This window comes from Halodesulfurarchaeum sp. (assembly GCF_036626455.1).
In the GTDB taxonomy this organism is placed as follows: Archaea; Halobacteriota; Halobacteria; order Halobacteriales; family Halobacteriaceae; genus Halodesulfurarchaeum.
Window position 1 is genome coordinate 1 of record NZ_JAZKRK010000069.1, and the last position, 3,766, is coordinate 3,766.

The window sequence follows — 3,766 nt, forward strand, 5'->3', positions numbered from 1 at the left end:
GGAGGGCCTCCTCGACGCTCGAGAGGTACTCGAAGCTCTTGGTAAAGACGTGGACACGCTCCTCGCTCTCGGCGTACAGCCGGCGTGTCTCGCGCTCCGAGACCTCGCCCACATCGACGACCCAAAAGAGTTCCTCGGTGGGCGTGATGTCCCGGCTGGCGTCCTCGTACTTGGTTTCGAACGTATCGAGAAAGGTGTCGCGCATCGACTCTATTGACTGCCGGTCGTCTTCGAAGGACTGGCGCCGATTTTCGATGGCCTGGTCGAGGATTTCTTCTGGGGATTTTGGCTGGTACTCCTTCGGTCGACCGGGAATGACCTTGATGAACCCGCGGTCGTTGAGGTCCGAGAGGACGTCGTAGATCCGGGCTTTCGGGATGTCCGTGGCCTCCGAGAGCGTGGGGGCTGTCGACCGGCCAATCGTGAGCAATTCCTCGAGGGCGGTCGCCTCGTACTCACCCAAGTCGAGACGTTCGAGGAGTCGCTCTGGGTCCTGACGGGAATCCATTTTTTGGGCAAAGGGATGGTGTGGGCAAAAAGGAACCGGGACCCTCCGGTACCTTTTTACTCACCCAGTTCATTGTAGTTACTAAGAAAATGAGTAACCAGGTTTCAGAGACGAACACAGGTGGGGCGGATGGTGATCGGAGTCACTTGGAAGACGTGGAAGCCGGCGCCGGCTGTACGGAAATCTGGGAGACGCTCAGCGAGCGGCGGGCCCAGGCCGAAGCCGCTGCGGACGACTAATGGATTTTTGCGTCTCGAACGGGTTTGTTTGTGTAGTCCAATCGACGCGTGACACTAACACACATTCATGAAAGCAGTCATCCTGGCCGCCGGCGAGGGCCGTCGGCTCTCCCCCCTGACGAACGTGCGCCCGAAACCGATGCTTCCGGTCGCGAACAAACCGATACTGGCAGACGTCATTGAGGCGGTCGCAGCGGCCGGCTTGGAGGAAGTCCTGCTGGTCGTGGGCTACAAATCCGACCGTATTCAGCAGTACGTCGGTGATGGCGACGATTGGGGCGTGGACGTCGAATATGTCCATCAAGAAAAACAACTCGGGACGGGCGATGCAGTCCTGGAGGCTGAGCCCTACATCGATGACAAGTTCCTCGTGCTGAACGGGGATCGCGTTATCGATAGCACAGTCCTGGAGGACGTTATCGACCGACGCCGCGAGACAGGAGAAGCGGTGATGGCCGTCACGCGAGCAGAGGAGCGGTCGCTGTACGGTGTCGTCGAACTTGACGGGGATCGGGTGACTCGTATCGTCGAGAAACCGCAGCCCCAAGAGATCGATTCGGATCTGATCAATGCCGGCGTCTATGCCTTTGATCCGGACATCTTCGCCTGGATTCGAGATACCACCGTGCATGGTGAACTCGCGCTGACGGATGTCCTCTCTCGATATCTGGAGGCTGAACCGATCCAGGCCGTACCGGATACGCAAAGCTGGTTTGACGTGACGCGGCCCTGGGACCTGCTCACCGTGAATGCAGCACTGCTTGAAGGCGAACCCGCTCCCAATAGCGGGGCCGTCGACCCATCAGCACATGTGTCCTCGGCGGTCAAACTTGGGTCCGACGTCACCGTCTATCCGAACGCCACACTCCTGAGCGGGACGGCCATCGGCGACAACGTCTCAATTGGGCCGAACGCCACGATCTCGAACTCGTTGGTGATGGCCGACGCGACGGTCGAGGCGGGAGCCGTGATTCGTGATGCAGTGATTGCAGAGAACGTCACGATTGGCCCGAACACGACAGTCGTCGGCGGACGGGCGGAAATCGTGTTACAAGAGACAGTGCATCGGAACGTCACACTCGGGGGCGTTCTCGGAGATAATGCACAGATCGGTGGCGACGTGACGGTGTTGCCCGGGAGTTTTGTCGGCAACGGCGCGACTGTCAAGGACGGGGCACGAATCGAGGGCCGGATCGAACCCAACGGAACGGTCCAGTAATCATGTGTGGAATTACCGGCTACGTCGGTGATCGTGATGCACTCCCGATCGTCTCCTCCACGCTCTCGAACCTGGAGTATCGAGGGTACGATTCCGCGGGCGTTGCGCTTGGAAATTCTGCCCTGGACATCTACAAAGCCGAGGGGAAGATCGGTGGGCTGACCCTGCCAGACGAGTCTTCGGCAAATACAGGCATCGGACACACCCGCTGGTCGACCCATGGAAAGCCCACTGACGCGAACGCACATCCCCATACTGATTGTACCGGTGAGATCGCGGTCGTCCATAACGGGATCATCGAAAATTACGCCGAGTTGAAACGCGAGCTCGAAGCCGACCATACGTTCACGAGCGAAACCGACACCGAAGTCGTGCCCCACCTGATCGAAGACGAACTGGCAGCAAAGACTCTCTTTGAGGCCATCAACGCAGTCGTCGAGCGACTTGCGGGGAGTTATGCGATTGCGGTGATGGTGAAGGATCGAGACGAGATCATTGCAGCCCGACAGGACAGCCCGCTTGTCGTGGGGCATGGGGACGGCGAGCGATTCGTGGCAAGTGACGTGCCGGCCTTCGTCGAACACTCTCGTGATGTAACCTTTCTGGAAGATGGAGACATCGCTCGAATCACGGCTGATTCGGTCGAGATCTATAATGGCGGCGAGCGCATTGACCGAGCGCAGACACGAGTGGAGTGGGAAGCCGAAGCCGCCGAGAAAGGTGGGTATGATCACTTCATGCTCAAGGAGATCCACGAGCAACCGCGGGCGTTGCGACAGGCCCTCACCGGGCGTGTCGATGCCCTCTCCGGGGATGTGGATCTGGACGTGGAGATGCCCCGAGAGTATCTCGAATCACTCGATGAGATCCAGATCGTCGCCGCTGGCACTTCGTATCACGCTGGGATGTATGCTGAACGGTTGGTCGAGCAGTTGGCTGACGTCAGGGTGACGACCCACGTGGCCAGCGAATACGATGTTGGCGGCGGCCGAGACCCCTGGCAAACGCTGGTTGTGGCGATTACCCAGAGCGGGGAGACTGCGGATACCTTGGAGGCGCTTCGAGCCGCAAAGGCAACCGGGGCGCGGACGATGGCCGTGACGAATACCGTCGGGAGCACGGTAACCCGCGAGGCTGATGAGACGGTGTATATTCATGCTGGTCCGGAGATCGGTGTGGCCGCAACCAAGACCTTCGTTTCACAGGTGGCGACCGTGACGATGTTGGCCGTGGCGCTTGGTCGGACTCGTGGTGCGTTGAGTCGGGATGAAGCAAGTGCGGTCCTCGACTCGCTCCGGAGTCTCCCTGGGGCGATTCAACAGGTGCTCGATCGGGAGTCCGAAATCATGGAAATTGCCGAGGAGTACGCAGACAAGGACTCGTTTTTCTTCCTCGGTCGACAGTTGGGCTATCCGGTTGCCCTCGAAGGTGCGTTGAAGCTGAAGGAGATTTCCTATGACCATGCCGAAGGGTTTGCTGCGGGCGAATTGAAACACGGTCCGCTGGCACTGGTCACTGAGGATGCGCTCGTGCTGTCGGTATTGACTGACGGCTCTCGTCCGGAAGCGACGTTGCATAACGTGGCCGAAGTCGATACGCGTGGGGCAGCTACGGTTGGGTTTGGTGGCGAGAACGACGATCACGCAGTGTTGGATCACCTGTTCCCTGTCCCGGAGGCCGGAATCTTGGAGCCCGTCGTGGCGAACGTGTATATGCAGTTGTTTGCCTATCACGTCGCGCGGTTGAAGGGGCGGGCGATCGACAAGCCGCGGAATCTGGCGAAGAGCGTGACCGTGCAGT

At 59.5% G+C, this 3,766-nt stretch carries 4 protein-coding genes; 3 read left to right on the forward strand and 1 reads right to left on the reverse strand.

What is annotated here, in order from left to right; all coding sequences use genetic code 11:
• Positions 1–508: TrmB family transcriptional regulator (locus V5A26_RS11215; protein WP_332322538.1), on the reverse strand; the 508-nt coding region annotated here is incomplete at its 3' end.
• An 89-nt stretch (positions 509–597) separates the two neighbouring features.
• Between V5A26_RS11215 and V5A26_RS11220 the strand changes: the two genes are divergently transcribed.
• The 3 genes from V5A26_RS11220 to glmS all read left to right on the forward strand — a co-directional run.
• Positions 598–747, forward strand: a complete 150-nt coding sequence (locus V5A26_RS11220) for a hypothetical protein (protein WP_332322539.1) — start codon at positions 598–600, stop codon at positions 745–747.
• 67 nt (positions 748–814) lie between these two features.
• Entirely contained in the window at positions 815–1,966 is a 1,152-nt protein-coding gene (locus tag V5A26_RS11225; protein ID WP_332322540.1) for a sugar phosphate nucleotidyltransferase, read from the forward strand.
• A gap of 2 nt (positions 1,967–1,968) precedes the next feature.
• Positions 1,969–3,766 (forward strand): glutamine--fructose-6-phosphate transaminase (isomerizing) (glmS, locus tag V5A26_RS11230; protein WP_332322541.1); only part of this gene is annotated, 1,798 nt, incomplete at its 3' end.

What these genes read in the sequence shown, in the direction of transcription:
- V5A26_RS11220 (WP_332322539.1), top strand. Translation starts at nt 598, where the DNA reads ATGAGTAACCAGGTTTCAGAGACGAACACAGGTGGGGCGGATGGTGAT.
- V5A26_RS11225 (WP_332322540.1), top strand. Translation starts at nt 815, where the DNA reads ATGAAAGCAGTCATCCTGGCCGCCGGCGAGGGCCGTCGGCTCTCCCCC.